Origin of the sequence: Rossellomorea pakistanensis (genome assembly GCF_016908495.1) — a bacterium.
Taxonomy (GTDB): Bacteria; Bacillota; Bacilli; order Bacillales; family Bacillaceae_B; genus Rossellomorea; species Rossellomorea pakistanensis.
The window spans coordinates 667,998-686,504 of record NZ_JAFBDZ010000002.1 but is presented as its reverse complement, the minus strand read 5'-3'; the positions used below and the strand labels follow the sequence as shown (position 1 = coordinate 686,504).

Annotated in this window: 17 protein-coding genes; 8 read left to right on the top strand and 9 right to left on the bottom strand. The window is 38.3% G+C overall.

Annotated features, from left to right (window positions below; genetic code table 11):
* Window positions 1-90: 90 nt before the first annotated feature.
* From JOC86_RS10970 to JOC86_RS10945, 6 genes are all read right to left on the bottom strand, one after another.
* Window positions 91-1,293, bottom strand: a complete 1,203-nt coding sequence (locus JOC86_RS10970; protein ID WP_205172202.1) for a CaiB/BaiF CoA transferase family protein — start codon at window positions 1,291-1,293, stop codon at window positions 91-93.
* A 259-nt stretch (window positions 1,294-1,552) separates the two neighbouring features.
* Window positions 1,553-2,164 (bottom strand): pyroglutamyl-peptidase I, encoded by a 612-nt coding sequence (locus JOC86_RS10965; RefSeq protein ID WP_205172199.1) that lies wholly within the window; start codon window positions 2,162-2,164, stop codon window positions 1,553-1,555.
* A gap of 26 nt (window positions 2,165-2,190) precedes the next feature.
* On the bottom strand, window positions 2,191-3,075 hold the full coding sequence (locus tag JOC86_RS10960) for a DMT family transporter (RefSeq protein WP_239587585.1): 885 nt from the start codon (window positions 3,073-3,075) through the stop codon (window positions 2,191-2,193).
* Between the two features lie 35 nt (window positions 3,076-3,110).
* Complete coding sequence (locus tag JOC86_RS10955; RefSeq protein ID WP_205172195.1) at window positions 3,111-4,346, bottom strand: amidohydrolase; 1,236 nt, start codon at window positions 4,344-4,346, stop codon at window positions 3,111-3,113.
* 17 nt (window positions 4,347-4,363) lie between these two features.
* Entirely contained in the window at window positions 4,364-5,611 is a 1,248-nt protein-coding gene (locus JOC86_RS10950; RefSeq protein ID WP_205172193.1) for an amidohydrolase family protein, read from the bottom strand.
* Window positions 5,612-5,711: 100 nt separating this feature from the next.
* The gene (locus JOC86_RS10945; RefSeq protein WP_205173497.1) at window positions 5,712-7,265 is read right to left on the bottom strand and encodes a glutathione ABC transporter substrate-binding protein; all 1,554 of its coding nucleotides are present in this window, start codon (window positions 7,263-7,265) and stop codon (window positions 5,712-5,714) included.
* Window positions 7,266-7,488: 223 nt separating this feature from the next.
* Between JOC86_RS10945 and nikC the strand changes: the two genes are divergently transcribed.
* From nikC to JOC86_RS10910, 7 genes are all read left to right on the top strand, one after another.
* Window positions 7,489-8,394, top strand: a complete 906-nt coding sequence (gene nikC, locus JOC86_RS10940) for a nickel transporter permease (RefSeq protein WP_239587525.1) — start codon at window positions 7,489-7,491, stop codon at window positions 8,392-8,394.
* A 200-nt stretch (window positions 8,395-8,594) separates the two neighbouring features.
* Complete coding sequence (gene nikB, locus JOC86_RS10935) at window positions 8,595-9,515, top strand: nickel ABC transporter permease (RefSeq protein WP_205172191.1); 921 nt, start codon at window positions 8,595-8,597, stop codon at window positions 9,513-9,515.
* Between the two features lie 16 nt (window positions 9,516-9,531).
* The gene (locus tag JOC86_RS10930; protein WP_205172189.1) at window positions 9,532-10,536 is read left to right on the top strand and encodes an ABC transporter ATP-binding protein; all 1,005 of its coding nucleotides are present in this window, start codon (window positions 9,532-9,534) and stop codon (window positions 10,534-10,536) included.
* Entirely contained in the window at window positions 10,533-11,519 is a 987-nt protein-coding gene (locus JOC86_RS10925) for an ABC transporter ATP-binding protein (RefSeq protein WP_205172187.1), read from the top strand. The genes JOC86_RS10930 and JOC86_RS10925 overlap by 4 nt, the downstream gene beginning before the upstream one ends.
* 70 nt (window positions 11,520-11,589) lie before the next feature.
* Window positions 11,590-12,372: a sensor histidine kinase gene (locus tag JOC86_RS10920; RefSeq protein WP_205172185.1), complete on the top strand. Its 783-nt coding sequence runs from the start codon at window positions 11,590-11,592 to the stop codon at window positions 12,370-12,372.
* Window positions 12,373-12,374: 2 nt separating this feature from the next.
* On the top strand, window positions 12,375-13,064 hold the full coding sequence (locus tag JOC86_RS10915) for a response regulator transcription factor (protein WP_205172183.1): 690 nt from the start codon (window positions 12,375-12,377) through the stop codon (window positions 13,062-13,064).
* A gap of 3 nt (window positions 13,065-13,067) precedes the next feature.
* Window positions 13,068-14,384 (top strand): SLC5/6 family protein, encoded by a 1,317-nt coding sequence (locus JOC86_RS10910; RefSeq protein WP_205172180.1) that lies wholly within the window; start codon window positions 13,068-13,070, stop codon window positions 14,382-14,384.
* A 74-nt stretch (window positions 14,385-14,458) separates the two neighbouring features.
* Here JOC86_RS10910 and JOC86_RS10905 read toward each other — a convergent pair whose 3' ends face one another.
* Window positions 14,459-15,523, bottom strand: a complete 1,065-nt coding sequence (locus JOC86_RS10905) for an SDR family oxidoreductase (RefSeq protein WP_205172177.1) — start codon at window positions 15,521-15,523, stop codon at window positions 14,459-14,461.
* A 36-nt stretch (window positions 15,524-15,559) separates the two neighbouring features.
* Window positions 15,560-16,351 carry an alpha/beta fold hydrolase gene (locus JOC86_RS10900; protein ID WP_205172174.1) on the bottom strand — a complete coding sequence of 264 codons (792 nt, stop codon included), beginning with the start codon at window positions 16,349-16,351 and terminating at the stop codon, window positions 15,560-15,562.
* A gap of 1,032 nt (window positions 16,352-17,383) precedes the next feature.
* Here JOC86_RS10900 and JOC86_RS10895 point away from each other — a divergent pair.
* A complete protein-coding gene (locus tag JOC86_RS10895; RefSeq protein WP_205172171.1) occupies window positions 17,384-17,584 on the top strand; it encodes a hypothetical protein in 201 nt (66 codons plus the stop codon).
* An 83-nt stretch (window positions 17,585-17,667) separates the two neighbouring features.
* Here the strand turns inward: JOC86_RS10895 and JOC86_RS10890 are convergent, their stop codons facing one another.
* Window positions 17,668-18,465, bottom strand: a complete 798-nt coding sequence (locus JOC86_RS10890) for an RDD family protein (RefSeq protein WP_205172168.1) — start codon at window positions 18,463-18,465, stop codon at window positions 17,668-17,670.
* Window positions 18,466-18,507 lie beyond the last annotated feature (42 nt).

The window sequence follows — 18,507 nt, the reverse complement described above, 5'->3', positions numbered from 1 at the left end:
GTCCTCTATATAAATCTTTTAATTTCCGGTTAGTAAAAAAAGCTTGTCTCGTTTTGTCATCCATCTCTCGGACCCACTTCTTGAATCATTTTAAATAGCTCCCTTTGCTCTTAGAGATTCTATTCTGTCTGAATCATAATCCAACCAATTCAGTAATACTTCATCCGTATGCTCTCCTAATGCTGGTCCAAGCCACTCCGTTTCCCCAGGCGTTTTACTCATTTTCGGAATAATCCCTGGAATTTTAATCTCTTCCTTTTCATTGAGTGGGAATGATTGAATCATTTCCCTTGCCTGATAATGAGGGTCATTTACAATGTCCTCCATACTATAAATTCCTCCTGCAGGGACACGTACTGCATCTAATGTGGCTAACACTTTTTCGAATGGCAGGTTTTTCGTCCATTGTGTAATGGCTTCATCAAGAACATCTGCTTGTTTCGCTCTTCCACTATTTGTAGCAAGTTCGGGATTATTCGCCAAGTCTTCTCTACCAATGACTATCATGAGACGTTTGAAAATACTATCCCTATTTCCGCCAATCACGATATATTTCCCATCTGCACAAGGATAGGTATTGGTGGGAGCCACTCCAGGAAGTGAGGAGCCAGTACGTTCACGCATGACACCTAATTTATCATATTCTAATAGACTGCCTTCCATAAGGCTGAACACGGCTTCGTATAGCGCAACATCAATGACCTGCCCTTCGCCTGTTCCATTCACATCACGATGGTATAAAGCCATTAGTGCCCCAATAATGGAATACATGGCTGCTAACGAATCTCCTAAACTAATCCCCACTCGAGTTGGAGGGCGGTCAGGATAGCCGGTGATATAACGTAATCCCCCCATCGATTCTCCTATACTTCCAAACCCCGGCTTCTCTTTATAAGGTCCATCTTGCCCATAGCCTGATACCCTTACAAGAATTAACCTCGGGTTTATTTTAGATAATCGGTCATAACCTAAGTTCCACTTTTCCAGCGTGCCTGGTTTAAAGTTCTCCACGACCACATCACATGTTTTGACAAGCTCTTGGATAATTTGTTGGCCCTCTTCACTTTTTAAATTAATCGTTATTGATTTCTTGTTCCTTGATTGGATCCTCCACCAAAGGGAACTCCCCTCATAAATATGCCGCCATTCCCTTATCGGATCCCCTTTTCCCGGTGGTTCTACCTTAATCACTTCTGCTCCGAATTCAGCCAACACTCTTGTTGTAAAGGGTCCAGCAATGAGCTGCCCCATTTCTAAAACCTTCAATCCAGATAACGGTTTTTCCCCCTTCATCCCCAACAACTCCTTGTTGATTTACTTTCTTTATTCTATAAAATGCAAGAATCATGCCAAATGCAGCAACCGCGATTTGAATAGGTATTCATATTAGAGTTGGAGGGGAATGTTTCAAAAATGAAACGTTTCGTATTATATTTGAAAGGATGCCCCTGGTTATTATGAGGTTCATTAAAAAAAAGAAAGCAGAGAAATGTGATTAATACCACACTTCTCTGCTTAGAAATGAATTGATTGACATATACAATACTGAGCCTCAGGCATAGATTTTTAACTCCTCCACACATAATTCTATCGCTCTAGTAAGATCACTTTGCGACCAGCTTGGAACTTTCCCATACTGTAGCCCAAGCTCATGTGAAGCAGGAATATGAATAAACCCCGAAGGGATAGTAAGTCCTTTTTGCTGAAGATAATGGAGCATAGTATACATGACATTGTTACATAAATACGTGCCGGCCGTATTTGATATTTCTGCAGGAAACCCTTCACCATTTAGCCTTTCTACCATATTACGTATCGGAAGCGTGCTAAACATGCCGTCCATGCCATTTTCAACAATCCTTTCGTCTAAAGGGCGATGACCACTGTTATCACGGTCCCCATCACTACAATTAATAGCAATTCGTTCAGGAGTGATTTTATATCGTCCCGCAGCTAATCCTAAAGAAATAACGGCATCAGGTTTCACTTCTTCAAAATACTCTACTAGTTGACTTCCCGATTGTTTAAAATCAACCGACAATATTTTTCCTATTACTTCAAACTCACCAATTTCCTTTCCATCTAACACTTCCACAACCTTCATTGTTGGATTGGTTGGATAATCTAAAAATGGTTCAAAACCGGTTAGTAATAGCTTCTTCAAGTTAATTCACCTCATATAAATGGATTCTATACACTCATATTTTTATTAAGCCGCCCTCTTAAAACATACCTCTTATTCGACTGAACCGCCATTGTCACACTGACTAAGATGAGCAAGGAACCCATGAATTGCAGGACACTTACCGATTCTTTTAAAACAATGTAACCCACTACCATCGCGATAAAAGGCTCTAAGTTTAGAAGTAGTGAAGTATTCGTTGAACCTACTTTTGTAATGCAATAATTCCAGATTACTGGGCAGATTCCATGCATTATAATAGCAGTAGCAATTAATAAAATCCAAATATCGCTTGGTGCTGTTCTTATTAAGTTGACTTCTGCAAACGGGAGTAATCCTGCCATAAAGATCATTCCAAAAAAACTTGAATAAAAGGTTATGACACTAGTAGAAAATTTGTTTGCGTTTCTTTCAATCATGATCATAAAAATTGAAAAGGTTAGCATTGTCAGAAATATATACGCTTCACCCTCACCAAATGAAATTTTCCCTTTTTTCAAGATTACTAGGATGACCCCTATAAAGCTAAGTAGACTCCAAACCCAAAAGGCAAAGCTTTTTTCTTCCTTAAAAACAAAAAAATTCATTAGCGAAGTACAAATCGGTGCCGTCGCTAATATAAGTGCTGCTGTAACAGGGTCCGCTTTTGTTAAGCTAGCATAAAAGGTCCAGTGGTTTAATGTGACGCCAATGAAACCAATCAACATGAAAGACAGTATAACAGTCTTAATTGACTTAAAGTTTCTAACCGATTTGAACAAAAAAACAAATAAAAATAAATTAATAAAGATTAATCGTAAGAAAGCAATTTCCATCGGTTGAAAGTAATTTACGAGAATGGTTCCAAAGATAAAGTTACTTCCCCAGCAGATCACACAAAAAAGGAGACCCATGTAAAGGAACATGGGCTTTGTCATCCATTTCTGCATCATTTTATATACTCAAACGATTCACTTAATGAACCATAAACCATTTCTCCATTTTTCATAATAGCCTTTCTATAAGGGCGTCTGGCAACGACTTCTGCAGAGGAGGAAGCATCTACAAAGATGAAACTTGCATCATCTTCTATCTTCGGCCAACGATATTCTCCATCCTTTGTTAAAGCTGTTATACCACCTGTTGCCCATTTTAAGCTCTCACGTAACAATACTTCTTCACTTCTGCGGCTAATTTGAGCAAATTTTTGAACCTTTTCTAGCACATCCCCATTCCCATGAGGACTCCAAGAATCATAGAAGCCATCACAACCAAGGTGGACATTGACACCATGATCATCTAATAGCTCGATTGGTGGTAATGATTTCGTTAGTGGGATCGTAGACATGATGGCGACCCCATTTTCCTTTAGACGTTCTGCTAATGCCTTTTGCTGTATTTCCGGAACTTCTCCGATACAGAAAGCGTGGCTGATAGCAGAGCGGTTCTGCCAGTTCGCTTCTTCTACAAAATCCATCCATTTATCAATCGTATAATAGCCTACATGCCCACCATCATGTAGATGGATATCGACATCAGCATTAAACTCGATTGCCATTTCCATTGTTTCATACAGTGACTTCTCGATGGAACGATCGATCCCAGCTGGGTCAAGCCCCCCAACCATATTTGCTCCGTTTTGCATGGCTTCTCTCATCAGCTTAGGAACGTCATCTCTAAGTAAACCATGCTGTGGAAACGCTATGACATCCGCTGTGATTGCATGTTTATACTCTTCAAGGGCTTCTAATACTCCCTCTAGGTTTTTCAATCCGATATAAGGATCAATATTTACATGTGTTCGAATATGGGTCGATCCATTTGACAAAATCTTTTCAATCATACTCATGGCTCTTTGTTTCGCAGATGGAGCAAGATCTGATAATTCTTGTGCTTCAAAAGCAAGTCGCTCTTTTAAGTTTTTTACTGGCTTGCACGCCTTCCAGTCTAATGATAAATAGGTTTTATCCAGGTGATTATGCATTTCTTTAAAGGTTGGAATTGCTAGTAGCCCGTTAGCATCGATTACTTCATCTTGTTCTGGGACATTTTTGGAGTAGTGTCGTTGCTCAACTAATTTTCCTTCGTTTATGCCCAAATGAAAGAAGTCTGTTTTCGTTTCGATAAGACCATCTTCACTAATTTGATTTCCGACCTCTAACTTTACATTTTTCAACCATTTCATGTAAATACCTCTCCCTTCTACTTACTGCTATTTATAGTTGCAATTCGAGTGTTATCTACTCTATTTCCATTTTTATAGACGGAATCAATGGTCGATCTTCTTGCCACTGCTTCTGCTGAACAGCTGGCATCCACTAGGACAAAGTCAGCAGCTTCCCCGACTCGCGGCCATACCTGTTCCCCCTGATCATTAAGAGGTGTCACCCCTCCTGAAGCATATTTCCACGTTCTGTTTAATGAATATTCATCAATGAAGCGGAAGCGTTCGGCTAAGATACTTAACTTCTCCACTGTGTTACCTGAACCAAATGGCGACCAGTGATCTGTAAGACTGTCATGACCAACAGATACTCTCAACCCATGTTGGTCTAATGTTGGAATCGGAATCGTTGGACGGTTGATCGGAACCGTAGTCGCAATATCAATCTCTTGTTCTTTTAATAAAGTCATAATCTCTGTTAAAGATTGTCCTTCAAGGTCACCTAATGCGATGGCATGACTGATGGTCACTTGTCCTTTCATTTTCGCCTCTTTTGTAAAATCAACTAGACGTTCGAAGGTAAACGCTCCTAGCGTATTCGGATCATGTAGGTGAATATCAATTCCGGCGTTATGTTCTGCCGCAATATCAAATGTTGTCCAAAGTGATTGATCGATATTGCGGTCGACGGTTGCTGGGTCCACCCCCCCAACATGTGTAGCCCCATTCTTCATGGCTTCTCTAATTAATGAAACAGAGTCACTTAACAGTAATCCATGCTGCGGGAAGGCAACGATTTCATAAGTCAGGGAATCCTTATACTTTTCAAGTGCCTTTACTGTAACTTCAAGGTTCTTTAAACCTGAAGTGGGTTCTACATTACAATGTGTCCGAATATGTGTGTGTCCATTATGTAGCAATAATTCAATCATTTTCTCCGCTCTATCTAAAGCAAATGGCAGTTGTTTAGGAAGCAATTCCTTTTCTTCCTCTATCCTTGTGAAAATTCCATTTGTAATTGGGCGACAGGCTTTCCAAGGGCCACTATAATAGGTTTTATCAATGTGAATATGCATTTCACGGAATGATGGCATCATTAGCTTTCCTTTTGCATCCATGATTGGGATCGAATCTTTATCGATATCTCCACCATCTGTCGATATCCTAATCATTTTCCCATCTTTTATTTTCAAATGGCATACTTCTGTAGTCGTCCCAATCACCCTATCGTTTTCATATTCAAAGCCTGTTTCAAGTCTGACATTTTTCATCCAAAATGTATTCATCTTTACTCCTCCATTCCTTCGATTAAACGTAAACAGATTGGGTGACTCAAAAACCCGAAACCCTTTTACTCTATTAAATCTTCGAGTCACCCTTGATACACTATTCTATTGTTGCTTCATTAACCATTAAATAGTTAACAGCGTTCAGCCAGAAGTTCTTAACATCATTGTTGTATACAGCTAAGTGTTCATAGTTACGGATTGGAATATAGACAGCTTCTTCCATTTCAATGGTCATCGCTTCTTCATACAGCTGTTTTCTAACCTCTGGGTTGGTTTCTTTTCTTGCTTGTTCGATTAACTTATCTACTTTTTCATTCGTGTAGAAGAAGTGATTTCCTGGTGAACCATGTGAAGAAGAGTGGAACAGATTGTACTGATTATAGTCGCCATCTCCTGTGGCATTTCCCCATCCACCAATAAACATATCTTGTTCGCCACTATCGACGGCTTCAATATAGGCACCATACTCAAGAACTTGGATATCTACTTTTACACCAATTCCTTTTAATTGAGACTGAATCACTTCCGCCATATTAATTCGTTCTTTCCTGTCACTTGTAATCAGTGTAAGCTCTAAGCCATCTTCGAATCCTGCTTCTTTTAATAACTGCTTCGCTTTATTCGGATCGTATTCATAAGGCTTAATATTCTTACTATATCCGAACACTTTTGGGCTCATCGCAGAATTCGCTAACGTCCCAACTCCATTATAAATCCCTTTAATGATCGCTTCTCTTTCTATCGCAGAAGAGATCGCTTGACGAACTTTCACATTATCAAAAGGAGCCTTTTGTGTGTTAAAACCAACGTATTCAACCGCTAGCCCTTCTGTACGGTATAGATTAATAGTATCTGAGCTTTCAATACGTTCAATTTCTGTCACTGGTACCTGATCCGTAATGTGAGCTTCTCCTGTTTCAATCATTGCTAAACGAGTAGCTTCCTCAGGTACAACGCTAAACTCAATCCCATCAATATTAGGCTTCTCTCCCCAATACTTATCATATTTTATAAGGGTAATCGATTCTCCAGATTTCCATGATTCAAACTTGAAGGGACCTGTTCCCACAGGATGCTTAGAAAGTGTATCAGGATTTTCCTCTAAAGATTTCGGACTTAAAATACTTCCTTCATTACTAGCTAAAATCGATAACAGCGGTGCATATGGTGCGCTTAACTTTAGTTCAACTTTATACTCATCAAGAACATTAACTTCCTTGATCATGCTCAGCTTGTCTCTCTGAGGTGAACCTGTGTTAGGCTCTAATAATCGTTCAAATGTCTTTTTCACTGCTTCCGCGTTAAATTTTGAACCGTCATGAAATGTAATTCCTTCATTCAATGTAAATACCCATGTTGTTTCGTCAGGTTGTTCCCAGCTTTTCGCCAACCCCGGAACAATTTCCATCTCTTTATTAAACGTAACTAATGTCTCATAAACCTTCTGATATAACACATTTGCAGATGGTATATCTGTGATGAAGTGAGGGTCTAAGTTCGTTGCATCTGATAAACGGACTACCTTCAATATTCCCCCCTTCTTTTCACTACTACTTTCATTTGCAGCAGTCTCGTTACTAGTATTACTCGTTGAGCAAGCTTGCACAAACAGCATAGTCATGATGATAAAAAGAACGATAAGACCTTTCATGCTCTTCTCTTTTCTCCAAGTTTTTTTCAATTTGTTCCACTCTCCTTTTTAATAATTGGTAAGGCTTATTTGCATTATAAAAAAGAAATCTCCAAATTTTTTGCAATATCTTTACCTGTTTTTTTATTATTTTGACAATTCAAAAATATCATCTTTTTTTTCCTGCCTTCTTCCTCTATCTTTGAATTACACAAAACAAAATAGGTTTAAGGAGGAACAAATAATGACATCGGAATTGAAAGTGGAAGAGATTCAACCTGCTTTGACTGAATCAAAAACTTCCTTGTTTCGCGAGAGAATGAAACAGTTTTGGGAATCTTTCTCAAAAAATAAAGCGGCTGTTTTAGGTGGAGCGATTGTCCTTATCTATATATTAGTTGCTTTTTTTGCTCCTTTGCTTGCCAGCTATGATCCTTACGAGATTGATCTTACTAATAAGCTTCAGCCCCCAAGCATGGAGCATTGGATGGGAACAGATGATAAAGGGAGAGATATATTAGCAAGAATCCTCTATGGGTCAAGATTATCAATGGGAGTGGGGTTCGCTGCGGTAACATTCGGTGCCTTTTTCGGAATCATTATGGGACTAGTCGCTGGGTATTATGGAGGTTGGCTCGATACGATCATTAGTAGAATTCTAGATGTGATGCTTGCGTTTCCAGGAATACTATTAGCTCTTGCCATCATCAGTGCACTAGGACCAAGCCTGATCAATGTCATGATTGCTGTAGGGGTTTTCTCTATTCCTTTATTTGCAAGGGTCGTGAGGGGTTCAATGTTAGAAACGAAGAAACTCGAGTATATCGATGCCATCCGATCATTAGGAGCAAACGACGCAACGATCATATTCAAGCATATCTTACCGAATATCCTATCACCGATTATTATTCAAGGGACCCTTCGATTGGCAACAGCGATTTTATCGGCGGCGGGACTCTCTTTCCTAGGATTGGGAGCACAACCGCCTTCACCAGAATGGGGAACCATGCTCTCTAATGGCAGGGATTTTTTATTTAGTGCCCCATATATGGCTATTTTCCCTGGACTAGCCATTTCCATTCTAGTGCTTGGGTTTAATTTATTTGGAGATGGACTACGCGATGCCTTAGATCCGAGACTTAAATCTTAAATGACGCAAATTTTGTTACTGCTTAATTAAATTTAAGAATGTAGCGAGTGTTGAGAGTCGCTATTTGTCGAATGAGATATATAGGTAGTTTTGACCAATAAAAATAAAAAGCCGACCAAAAGATGAAACTGGACAATTTGCCAATTCTCTTATTAAAAAACCTCAACACATTAAAATCAAATGAAAAGGAGGAAATCACAGTGGCATTTTACATTTTTAGAAGATTATTAGAAGTTATACCCGTGGTGTTCGGCGTCACTCTTGTTGTATTCTTCATCATGCAGATGGTACCAGGAGATCCGGCTGTCATCCTTGCAGGAGAAGGAGCGTCAAAAGAAGCGATTAATTTATTGAGGGAAGAACTCGGGTTAAATAGACCACTCTATGTTCAATATGGGGATTATATTATGAATGTCTTTCAGGGAGATTTCGGAACATCATTGAAAAGTCAGCAGCCCGTTCTCCAAGAAGTAATGGCAAGATTACCGATCACGATCGAATTAGCCTTTTATAGTACTCTCATCACGATTGTGCTTGGAATGACAGCGGGAATTATCTCAGCTGTAAGACCTTATTCAGCGACTGATATTACGGTGATGATTGTCGCCTTATTAGGAATTTCTCTACCAAGCTTCTGGCTCGGATTGTTATTAATGTATGTTTTCTCTGTTCAATTACAAATCCTTCCGGTTGCGGGCTGGGACAGTATCCTCCATATTATTTTACCAGCCTTAACGCTAGGGGTTGGTGGAGCGGCTATTGTAGCAAGGATGACTAGGTCCAGCATGCTCGAAGTGGTGCGCCAAGATTATATTCGTACGGCTCGTGCGAAAGGACTTAAAGGAATCGTTATTATTTATAAACACGCCCTTCGTAACGCACTTATACCTGTCATCACCGTTGTAGGACTTCAATTCGGTGCACTATTAGGAGGTACGGTATTGATTGAATCTGTTTTTGCTATTAACGGTCTTGGCCGGATGATTATAGACTCGATTCGGATGAGAGATTTGCCAATGGTACAAGGTGGAGTTCTTATTGCTTCCCTCGTCTTCGTCTTTGTTAATCTATTTGTTGATATTTTATATCGATTCTTCAATAAGCGAATTGAACTAAATTAGAAAGGAGTGTTTTAATATGAGCAAAGAAGTAGTGTTAGAAGTGAGCAATCTTAAAACGCACTTTTCTTCAAAGAATGGTGTAACAAAAGCAGTGGATGGTATTGATTTCGTCCTTCATGAAAGTGAAACACTCGGGATTGTTGGAGAATCTGGATGCGGGAAAAGTATGACTTCCCTTTCTATTCTTAGGCTCGTGCCTTCTCCCCCAGGGGAAATAGTTGATGGAACGATTAGCTTAAAAGGAAAAAATATTTTACAAATGTCAGAGAAAGAAATGCGTCATGTAAGAGGAAATCAAATTTCGATGATCTTTCAAGAACCAATGACGTCATTAAATCCAGTGATCCCTGTTGGAGAACAGATTGCAGAAGCCATTCGAGTACATCAAAGGTTAAACAAGAAGGAAGCATGGAAAAAAGCAGTAGAGATGTTGGAGCTTGTTGGAATTCCTTCACCTGAAAAACGAGCGAAGCAGGAGCCGTTTCAATTGAGTGGTGGAATGAGGCAACGTGTAATGATTGCCATGGCGCTTGCTTGTAATCCTGAAGTACTCATTGCTGATGAACCGACAACAGCTCTTGATGTTACCATTCAAGCGCAAATCCTGAAGTTGATGAAAGATCTTCAGAAGAAATTAAATATGGGGATTATCTTTATTACCCATGATCTTGGAGTTGTAGCTGAGCTGTGTGACAAAGTTGCCGTCATGTATGCAGGTCAAATCGTAGAGTACAGTACTGCAGAACAATTATTTACAAACCCTAAACATCCATACACGTCAGGTCTTATGTCCTCTCTGCCAAAACTGCATGAGGACCAAGAGGAACTACAAACAATGAAAGGAAATGTCCCTTCACCTTATGACATGCCAAAAGGATGCCGTTTCTCTCCGCGTTGCCCTTTGGCGACAGCACAGTGTCATGTAGAAGAACCTTCTCTCAACACTTTAGATGACGGCAGTCAAATTCGTTGCTTCCTTTATAGCCAGAACATTCAACAAAAAGGAGTGGAAGCTGAATGACAACAACTTTAACAAAGAGAAAGCCGATATTAGAAATCAAAGGACTAAAGCAATACTTTCCCGTTAAACGTGAATCTCTATTTCAGCCAAGACAGGAAGTGAAGGCGGTAGATGATATCAGCTTCACCCTTTTTGAAGGAGAAACCTTAAGTATCGTTGGGGAGTCAGGTTGTGGAAAATCGACAACAGGACGAGCGATCTTACAGTTAGATAAACCAACAGAAGGCACCATAAAATACAACGGAGTAGATCTAAACAGCTTATCCAAAAAAGAAATGAGAAAAATGAGAGGAGATATTCAGGTTATTTTTCAAGACCCCTTTGCATCGTTAAACCCTAGACAAACTGTGAGAAAGATTCTAAAGGAAGCGATGACCATCCAGAAGGTGGTTCCACCCTCTCAGCAAGAGAAAAGAATGAGAGAATTATTAGATTATGTTGGACTACCTATCATTTCATTAGACCGTTTACCTCACGAGTTTAGCGGCGGACAAAGGCAACGGATTGGGATTGCCCGCGCTTTAGCGGTCAATCCAAAGATCATCATTTGTGATGAAGCGGTCTCCGCTTTGGATGTTTCGATTCAGGCACAAATTTTAAACTTATTGAAGCGACTTCAGAAGGAATTTCATTTAACCTATCTTTTTATCTCTCATGATTTAAGTGTTGTTAGACATATCTCTGATCGAGTAATGGTAATGTATCTTGGAAAGCTAGTAGAAGTAGGCTCGAAACACCAATTATTTCAACAGCCTGCTCACCCCTATACAAAAGCTTTATTATCCGCCATTCCTGTGGCAGATATCACTACGAAGTCGAGAGAAAGAATCATTTTGAAAGGGGATGTTCCTTCTCCATTAAACCCGCCATCTGGATGTAAATTTCATACTCGCTGCCCTTTGGCAACCGAGCTTTGTAAAGCCGAACTACCACCTATGATTGGAAATGAGGGTCACTTCGCCCGCTGTCATTATTTACAATAGGAGGATGTGTTTTCAGAATCTTCTTTTTCTTATAAAATAGAGTTATTCACTACCTTTAGGAGTTTAAACAATGCTCACTCTAGAAACATTTTCTGTTTATATCATGTTATGTGTATTAGCCCCTCTACTTGGGGCTTTTAGCTTATTATTCCTATTTATTTTTGAGAAAAGATTAGACCAATTAAAGAAAGAAAAAAACGAGCTGCTACTTGAACAGGAACTACAAGAAGCTAAATACAATCAACTTAATCAACAAATTCAGCCCCATTTCTTTTTTAATACACTGAATATTTTACTTAGTTTGGCACGCTTGAATCGAAAAGAAGAATTAATTTCTTCAATTGAAGCCCTTTCCAAGTATTTTAAATTTAAATATAAAAAAACAGAGCCCTTCATTACCATCAATGAGGAAGTCCAATACACTCAGTATTACCTCGATATTCAAAAGCTCCGATTTAGAGAGAGACTTGAAATTATCTGGAATATTGACGAAGGGGTCCTTAACGCCCTTGTCCCTCCTTTTCTGCTCCAAACGCTAGTAGAGAACTCTTTCAAACATGGGTTAGAAAAGACTCCTGGGAAGGTCAGACTAAAAATTTTCTTTAAAGAAGAGAACGACAGTATTCATTTAGAAGTCTGGAATAGTTCAACTTCTTTCGAGGATCACTCTTTGTACCATGGACAAGGAGAACATGGGTTAGGGCTATTAAATATCCGTAAAAGGTTACAGATGTTGTTTCCACAAAAACAAACACTGCTCCAACTTCGCCACGAAGAGCATGGGACAAGCGTCCAAACGATTTGGCCAAAAGTATGCTTAGAAGGGCACTATAGCTTCGTAAAGGAGAGATAGACATGCATATTCTGATTGTTGATGATGAACCCCTTGAATTAGAACAACTCGATTACATCATTCAGCACCGTTTTCCTTATTGGACCATTCATAAAGCCATTGATGCCTCACAGGCGTTAAAAATGATTCAGGATTACCCAATAGCTCTTGCATTACTAGATATTCAGTTACCAGGAAAATCAGGCATCGAACTAGGGATGGAAATAAAAATGAAAGATAGCATAGATATCGTTATGGTAACAGCCTTTCAATCGTTCGATTATGCACAAGCGTCCATTCGACTGGGCGCGAAAGACTATATTACCAAACCGATCATTGAAGAAGAATTATGCAAAGTGTTAGAGAATTATCATCATACAGATGTCCAATCTCACATTGTTCAACAAGCATTAAATATCATTCATGAACAATATAGCAAAAAGCTTTCTCTCTCTATCCTAGCTAATCAAATCCACATCAACAGTACCTATTTAAGCAGAAAGTTTAATGAAGAAATGAAGGTCAGTTTCTCGGAGTATTTAAATGATTATCGAATTGAAATGGCAAAACAATCATTACTAGATAAAAGCGAGAAACCGATTTCATCGATTTCAGAAGAGTGTGGATTTAATAGTCAGCACTATTTTAGTGTTCTATTTAAAAAGCAAGTTGGATTATCACCAAGAGAATACAGATTAAGGGAGAAGGTTTAACGAATGAAGCAAGGGGTTTATCAGCACTATATACAAGGTGGAATTAAATTTGGTATCGCTTATGGAGTCGTCTCCTTATTAGCAAGGTGGATTACAGGAAACACGATCCTTTCATCACCGGAAACTCTTGTTAAATATGGGCTATTAGGAGGGGTAGGTTACGCTTTAATGGGAGCCTTTGCTCTTTTTTTATTTGGCTGGATGGCTCCAAAAATAAGAGAACGATTCCCGAATGCGATGACAATAGGTGATGTGTTACAGGAGAGACTTAGCGGTAAGTCCTACTGGTTTGTCCTGATGGTCCTTTTGATCACCAGTATCGATTCATTATTCGTACAAGCACTAGGGGTTGGAATCCTATTTCATTTGATCTTTAATATTCCTGCATTTATTGGCTTATTTTTCTTTTTCATTTATTGTTTCCTTCTAGCGGGATTAGGTGGCATGAAAAGAATTCATCGATTTGAAGGTTTACACATTTCACTCATATTTGCAGCCATTATTTTCATCCCTGTCTACTTTTTTATTCAAGAAGGAGTTTTTCCTGTTTATGACGGTCTTCATCTCTATCATCCCTATCTTTTATTTTTAAAGAACAGCTCTGTCACCCCCTTTATACTGACAGCTTTATTGATCGGTTTTGGACAAGTATTAATTGATAGAGCCAGCTGGCAGCGACTTTATATCATTGAAAAAACCAAGGTGAGAACGTCTTTTATGATGTCAGGGTTTATATGGGCTACCATCCCCCTTGCCTTCTCTGCCATGACAGTGATTGCCATCTTTAATCAGGGCTATGAAAATATCTATTCAGTATTATATGAACTTATTGAGAAAATCGATTCTTTATTTCTCACTCTATTATTTATTGGAAGCTGCTTTAGTGCTCTCGCATCTACTATCGGTGCTGAGCTACATGCCACATCGATTATGGTTGTACGTAATATGGTTAACGTTAAAAAAAAGTGGAGTGAACAGAATCAATTGAAAAAAACCTATTTTATTGCTGGGATTCTTTCCCTTCTATTATTTATCATTAGCTCAGTATTAACGCCAAATTTATTAGAGCTTATCTTCTTTTTCGGTCAAGTGTATGTTGCCATCATCCCTACCATGATAACGATTCTTTTTTACTCGAAGAAAGTTCCAACTTATTTACCCTATTGTTCTTTAGTTGGTTGGGTTTCGGGAATGATCTCACTTCGTTTCCACTCATCCATCTATTCGATATGGGTTAGCTTTATCGCAGCCTTCCTTCTGGTAGTGATCTATATTATTTTCAATGAAATTAGATACCATTATCGAGTTAAACGTTTATAGAAAAAAGCAGGGAAATGAATAATAAAATCACCACATTTCTCTGCTAATCAGTTAATCTTTATTATAGTATCGCTTTAAGAAGCCACAACTCCCCTACCAACACCAGCAAAAATAATCATTTCAATCATCGCATCTGTCATCTTTAAATGATCAACATTCGTTCCTCTTATCAATTTCTGTGTGTTTTGATCATCAAAAGTGATATCACCAGAGAGGTATACCTTAAAGACATCCACCATGCTATTGAGTCGTTCTTCAACCTCATCCAACTCATACTTCCCAGCATCTTCTACAACTGATAAACTCTTAAACTGTAAAGCTGTTTTCAAATAGTGTAGAAGCTCCAAGTTTGTTGGCGGGTTCGGATTAGTGATATGATAGATTTTATTTGCTTCTGCTTTTTCTGGTGCTAAGCTTAAAACATTGGCTACATAGTCGACAGGGACAAGATTGGATGTCCCTTCTTTAGCGGCCACTAGGCGAAAGGTTCGCTCTTCTCCTTTTCCCCTTGAGATCTTACGCTTGAAAATATCTAATGCGCGCATAAATCCGTACAAAGTAAAATGAGAGTCAGCCTCACCCGTTTTGGAGTCACCTACGATAATCGCCGGGCGGAAAATCGAAACATCCATTTGATTACGATATGAATCGACAAGGTGTTCTGATTTTACTTTACTTTCTTCATATGGGTTATGAACATCACTGTCGAATGGGTATAATTCCTCGACACCGTATTTCTTTTTCCCAACAGTATAAGCAGTACTTACGTAAAAGAATTTTTTCGCTTTTAAACTCATCGCAAGTGACAAGATATTTTTTGTCCCTTCATAATTAGCAGCAAACAGTTCCTTCCGTAATTCTAAATCAAATTTAACAAGGGCGGCCAAATGATAGACGGCATCGATTTTCCCGCTTAGCCATTCAATATCCTCATCACTTAGTCCTCCGTTAGGAAGAGTGATGTCCCCCTGGAAAATATGCATTCTCTTCTGCTCTTCTTGAAGAAAAGAGGCTCTCAATCTATCTGCTTTTTTCACATTTCTTACTAACAAAAATACTTCATGATCTTTATTCGATAGAAGATTCTTGATCAATTTCCCACCAAGAAATCCTGTTGCTCCTGTTAAAAATAAATTCAACTGCTTCACTCCTGCTGTTTTTAATAATCTAACGTATTATGAAACAATTCGTTTTTTATCCATTAAAGACTGTAAAAAAGCTAACGCAAGTCTATTAAATTCATCTGATTTGTCAAGATTACATACATGGCCACACTTTTCGATAAGAATGAATTCCGCATTTGGATCATTTTGAATATCTTTTTGAAGCGGTCTAATAAAGAGATGATCTTCACTACCTGATAGATAGAGTTTAGGAATCCTACTTGTTCTCTTGCAAATTCTATAAATCGATTCTACTTTATCTACGATCGAGAACCAATTCAGGAAGTCTGTCCGTTTCATTTTTCGTGCCGCTTTCACAAAGGTATCTCTTGACTCCTTGTGATTACTCCTAGGCATAATGATATGGGCAAATAGGCGATATAACCAAATATGAGGGGTGAACGATTTGATCACTTTTCCGCACCCTATTAAGAAGTGGGATTTCCTATTAAATCGAGTAATCGTTCCTCCTAAAACGGTCGAACTTACTTTTTCTGGGAATTGCTTTAATATAGAATGGACAACGACCGATCCAAGAGACATTCCCATAAAATGAGCTTGATCAATCCTTAAGTGATCTAACACTTTTATCACTTCTTTTGCAACCAGCTCAAAGGAGAGTGGTTCTAAGTATTGCTCCGTACATGGAGATTGACCATGACCTGGTAAATGGATGGTCACAACCTTAAAATGCTTCTGAAAATAACGTATTTGTTTATGAAAAATGCTTGAGTTGCCACCGAATCCATGAATCATAACCAAATAATCGGTTCCCAAACTGTTGTAAACTTTGTATTCTAACATCAAAATCTCCTGTCGTAGAATCGACCCTTCCAATCAACACGAACAATCTTATGCAACATCTTAAGAAGGAAATTCAATGGTTATAGTAAAAGCAAACATGCTCCCGCTATTATACTATATTAAGTTGTGTAAATTTACTGTAAATATATGTAGGTAAATGATTGCTTCCCCCTCTTAAAATCGCTTGATAAAGGGGTTTCTATGAAATTCGTCAAGGAAGCTATCTTATGAAGGGGTCAAATTTTCGAAAAGATTTCACTTTTTGTATAATTTTCTTTATCGATACTCTTAGATTAATAGCATTAAGAAGAGCGCGATCTCGGACCGTGAATATTGTCGTTTACTGTCGAGATATCGATAAACAGCCCAAAGTTGAGAATAAAAGTAGGAAAGTTGAGAATAAAACTAGAGAAGTTGAAAAAATTAGCCGAAGTTGAAAATAAAACGAATAAATGGGAGAAATCAATTAGCTAATCTTGAAATAAATAGATATTTGAGGCTATAATCCATCACTCTTTTAAAATATCACTAATAATGAAAATAACGATGACTGTAGCATAAGATTTCGCTGAAATTCACGAACTTTTAGTATAAAAGTAGTTTTCGTATAGATTATTGTTTTTCAAACAGGAATAGAAACCCGTAATGATCAAGTTTTCAGTGAGATTTTCGGCAAAGTAATGGTTTACTAGTTTTGAATTAATGATAATTAATCCAAAGCAACAAAGTGATCATGAACGAAACTAGCTCCTTACCATAACATCGTAGGTTAACCTGATTAGACTGGTTACTGTTCAAAAACTAACCAGATCAGAGCTACATTACGGAAGGAGCTAGCTGAAGGATAAACACAAAATACGTAGGTTTAAACGTATCAAAAGAAAAAATTTCCGTCCTTTATGCAGAGGAAAGATAGCTCTTTAGAATATCTTTTATTTTTCCAAGCAAAGCAAATTCGTCCATATCACAAGACCTTCTACTAAAGTATGTTAAACTATAAAGGATATTTGGAAGAATAAAGGATGTGTCATCGTGAAACGACTCATAATAGTCATTCCCATTATGATTATTGTTGCCCTTGTGGCATCGTGGTTCCTAGGTAAAAATTATTCCGATGTTCCACTTCAAACGAGAATCCTGATTATCTCAATCGGGACACTCTTTTCGGGGGTGATTTCCTACTTCCTTTTTCAGGATGATGTTGATCGGATTAGTCCTAAAAAGGAGAGATAAATGGAAAAATGTTAAAAACCCACCTCGATTCAGTCGAGATGGGTTTTTCTTCTTCATAAACGTAGAGTGAGCGATTTTTAAGATTACACCTCATACTCCCATTCATCTCTAAGCACCAGGTAAAGTACAAATAGTGTATTTTCTATCTCTGTCAAGCTCTTCTTCTCAACTTCAAGACCGATCTTAGGCAATAGGATATTCGCCATTTGTCTTGTTCGCAATTCTTTTTGGGAAGGTGGTAAATGTAGAAAGCGGTCACTATAGGTTTTTACTAGATTCCACTCTTTTACTCCAAGTTTTTTTAATTCCCACTGATCTATAACGAGATCCGATTTCAACAAACCTCTTCTTTCAATTTCCTTTTCAATTGGCGTTTTCTTATGGCTTTTCTTTTTTCGCTCATGAACGACAATGGTACCGGCGACGAGGTCACCAATTCTTTTATGTTTGGAATGAAAGAAAACCATTATGATCCCGAGTAAATATCCCGTTGGCAGGGAATCAATGATTCTTAAGAAATTCCGGATAAAGCTTGAGAGCAATGTGATACTTTGGCCATTTTCCTGAATAACTCGGATCCCCATTGCCTTCTTCCCTATGGTTCTACCACCTGCAAAATATTCAAAGGCAAAAAAGTATCCCCAATTGATTATAAATAAAAGAATAAGCGTAATGGTAATCGGTATAGATGTTATATCCGGAATGAAAATTGATTCCTGACCAAGGATGACGAAAAACAAAAGGACAAACAATAAAATGTTAATAATCCATAGGATTAACTGATCAATAATGAGTGCTGCTGCTCTGCTTCCCAATCCGGCAGGACGAAATTGAAGTGCTACAAATTCTGGTGTTTTGATATCTATATATTCTTGATTCACAATATCCCCCCCTTTCTTACTGTTTTTTCCTGTAAGCTGTTT

Coding starts and splice junctions, on each gene's coding strand:
- JOC86_RS10970 (WP_205172202.1), bottom strand. CDS start 1,293: ATGAAGGGGGAAAAACCGTTATCTGGATTGAAGGTTTTAGAAATGGGG.
- JOC86_RS10960 (WP_239587585.1), bottom strand. CDS start 3,075: ATGGGTCTCCTTTTTTGTGTGATCTGCTGGGGAAGTAACTTTATCTTT.
- JOC86_RS10955 (WP_205172195.1), bottom strand. CDS start 4,346: ATGAAATGGTTGAAAAATGTAAAGTTAGAGGTCGGAAATCAAATTAGT.
- JOC86_RS10950 (WP_205172193.1), bottom strand. CDS start 5,611: ATGAATACATTTTGGATGAAAAATGTCAGACTTGAAACAGGCTTTGAA.
- JOC86_RS10945 (WP_205173497.1), bottom strand. CDS start 7,265: ATGAAAGGTCTTATCGTTCTTTTTATCATCATGACTATGCTGTTTGTG.
- nikC (WP_239587525.1), top strand. CDS start 7,489: ATGACATCGGAATTGAAAGTGGAAGAGATTCAACCTGCTTTGACTGAA.
- JOC86_RS10930 (WP_205172189.1), top strand. CDS start 9,532: ATGAGCAAAGAAGTAGTGTTAGAAGTGAGCAATCTTAAAACGCACTTT.
- JOC86_RS10925 (WP_205172187.1), top strand. CDS start 10,533: ATGACAACAACTTTAACAAAGAGAAAGCCGATATTAGAAATCAAAGGA.
- JOC86_RS10920 (WP_205172185.1), top strand. CDS start 11,590: ATGCTCACTCTAGAAACATTTTCTGTTTATATCATGTTATGTGTATTA.
- JOC86_RS10915 (WP_205172183.1), top strand. CDS start 12,375: ATGCATATTCTGATTGTTGATGATGAACCCCTTGAATTAGAACAACTC.
- JOC86_RS10910 (WP_205172180.1), top strand. CDS start 13,068: ATGAAGCAAGGGGTTTATCAGCACTATATACAAGGTGGAATTAAATTT.
- JOC86_RS10900 (WP_205172174.1), bottom strand. CDS start 16,351: ATGTTAGAATACAAAGTTTACAACAGTTTGGGAACCGATTATTTGGTT.